The 2832-nt window shown below is 63.8% G+C and carries 2 protein-coding genes; both read left to right on the forward strand.

What is annotated here, in order from left to right; all coding sequences use genetic code 11:
• Positions 1 to 1861, forward strand: a 1861-nt coding sequence (locus tag EN991_RS30730; protein ID WP_127370160.1) for a response regulator, incomplete at its 5' end; no start/stop codon positions are given.
• 512 nt (positions 1862 to 2373) lie between these two features.
• On the forward strand, positions 2374 to 2832 hold a 459-nt coding region (locus tag EN991_RS30735), incomplete at its 3' end, for a substrate-binding domain-containing protein (RefSeq protein WP_206519281.1).

A 2832-nucleotide genomic window follows, 5' to 3' on the forward strand; every position in this document is an offset into this window, starting at 1 on the left:
CGGCGAAACTCAGGAGGTCGAAGAGACGGTGACGCTGGCCGACGGCAGCGTCAGGCATCAATTCGCCCGCAAGGGCGCGATGATCGCCTCCGACGGTTCGCTCTACCTGATCGGCTCGACCACCGACATCACCGAGCTGAAGATGCGGGAGGCCGAACTGCGCGAGGCGCGTCAGCGCGCCGTGCTCGCCGACCGCGCCAAGTCGGAATTCCTCGCCAATATGAGCCATGAGATACGTACGCCGATGAACGGCGTGCTCGGCATGGCCGAACTGCTGGCCAAATCGGACCTCGACCCGAAGCAGAAGACGTTTACCGACATCATCGTGAAGTCGGGCAATGCGCTGCTCACCATCATCAACGACATACTGGACTTCTCCAAGATCGATGCCGGTCAGCTGGTGCTCGATCCGGCGCCCTTCAATCTGGCCGAGGCGATCGAGGACGTGGCGACGCTGGTGTCGACGCGCGCCAAGGAGAAGGACCTCGAGCTGATCGTACGTGTCGAGCCTCGGCTCGAGAGCCTATTCATCGGCGATGTCGGCCGCATCAGGCAGATCGTCACCAACCTGCTCGGCAATGCGGTGAAATTCACTGATGAGGGCCATGTGCTGGTCGACGTCACCGGCGAGAGGGTTCCAGCCGGAACGAAGCTCACCATTTCGGTCACCGATACGGGCATCGGTATCCCCGAGGAAAAACTGAAACTGGTGTTCGAGAAATTCAGCCAGGTCGACACTTCATCGACGCGGCGGCACGAGGGGACCGGCCTCGGCCTCGCCATCACCTCGCGGCTCGTCGAGCTGATGGGCGGCGACATCGGGGTCGAAAGCGCCGAAGGCAAGGGTTCGACGTTCTGGTTCTCGGTGACGCTGCCGAGGGCCGGACAGCAGAACGGACAACGCATCATGCCGATCGACGTGACCGGCGCGCGCGTGCTGATCGTCGACGACAATGCCGTCAACAGGGCGATCCTGACCGAGCAGATGACATCATGGACGTTCGATTCCTGCGCGGCCGAAAGCGGCGCCGAAGGCCTCAAGGTGCTGATCGCCGCAGCCGCCTATGGCGTGCCGGTCGATTGCGTCGTGCTCGACTACCAGATGCCTGAAATGAGCGGCGCCGAAATGGCGCGGATCGTGCGCAACACCGCTGGCCTTGCCGGAACGCCGATCATCATGCTGACCTCGGTCGACCAGTCGCTCGCCAACACCAGCTATCGCGATCTCGGCATCGATGCCCAGTTGATCAAGCCGGCGCGCTCTTCGGTGCTGCTGGAAACGCTGGTCGCCACCATCCAGCGGCATCGCCACAACACTGGCGGCAGCGACGCGCAGCCGCTCGCGGCCGACGTCGCTGCGAGCAATGTGACGCGGCCGCAGCCCTCGGCACCGTCCGAACAGCGGGCGCTGCTGCAGCCGCCTTCGATTCGCCCGCGGCCACCGGTGGCGGCTGGTGGCGACAGGCTGGACATACTGGTGGCCGAGGACAATGAGGTGAACCAGATGGTGTTCACCCAGATCCTCGGCGAGACCGGTTATGGTTTCGAGATCGTCGGCAATGGCCGCAAGGCGCTCGACGCCTTCGGCCGGCTCAACCCGTGCATGATCCTGATGGATGTCTCCATGCCGGAGATGAACGGTCTCGAAGCGACCGCCGCCATTCGCCGGCTGGAGGAAGAAACCGGCACGCATGTGCCGATCGTCGGCGTCACCGCGCATGCGCTGAAGGGCGACCGCGAGCGCTGCCTGGAGGCAGGCATGGACGACTATCTGCCCAAGCCGATCAGTCCCCGGGCGCTGCTCGAGAAGGTCGAGCGCTGGGTCGGCGCCAGCCGGCAGGCTCAGCGCAACGCCGGGTAGGGCCGGTCCTGCCTGTCCGAGTGCCGGAAATACGGCGAAGATTCGCGCCCTGCCAGCGGCCAAGACTATGGTGCGATCGCACCATATCAAAGGTTGTATCCAGTCGAGACAATGGCGGCGTTCGATTCCTCCCTTTCCAGTTACGGGCGGGAGCAGCGACCGCCGGCATGAGACAGCGTCAACCTACCCCAACGGACCTGTTTTCGGCGATGGCCCGGCCATGACACCGTCTGGCTGAGAGCAACGCGCTCCCGTCCGGCTTTTTTTCGTAAAGGCCGGCTAACCCCAAATCGCCGGCCAATCTCGGCCCCAAGCGGAGCAAGTCTCTGATTCCGGGGACAAAGCCGGGCTGCGTGGTCAGTGCCGGCCAGGCGGCGTTTTGCTCATCGCGATGACGCGTTACCGGGGTGACATCAAACTGTCATGCGACTGTTATAATCGAAGGCTATTGGCCTCAGCGGGCGCCGACTGACGAGCGCCGAGAGACCATCTTCCGAACAGGAGCAGGCCACATGAAGAAATTCCTCTATACGGCGTCGGCCGCTGCGCTTGCGCTCGCCGCGTCGTCCGGCTTCGCCGCCGCGCGCGACCAGATCCAGGTCGCCGGATCATCGACCGTGTTACCTTATGCCAAGATCGTTGCCGAGCAGTTCGGCGAAACGTTCACCAACTTCAAGACCCCGGTCGTCGAATCCGGCGGCAGCGGCGCCGGCATCAAGGAATTCTGCAAGGGCGTCGGCGAAGACACGATCGACATCGCCAACTCGTCGCGTCCGATCAAGGCGGACGAACTCAAGTCCTGCGCCGCCGCCGGCGTGAAGGAAGTCCAGGAAGTCCGGATCGGCTATGACGGCATCGTCTTCGCCACCGACATCAAGGGCCCGGACTGGGCGCTGGTTCCCGCCGACATCTACAAGGCGCTCGCGGCCAAGCTGGTCGTCGACGGCAAGCTCGTCGACAATCCGAACACC

This window comes from Mesorhizobium sp. M7A.F.Ca.US.005.03.2.1 (genome assembly GCF_003997795.1).
Lineage (GTDB): Bacteria > Pseudomonadota > Alphaproteobacteria > Rhizobiales > Rhizobiaceae > Mesorhizobium > Mesorhizobium ciceri.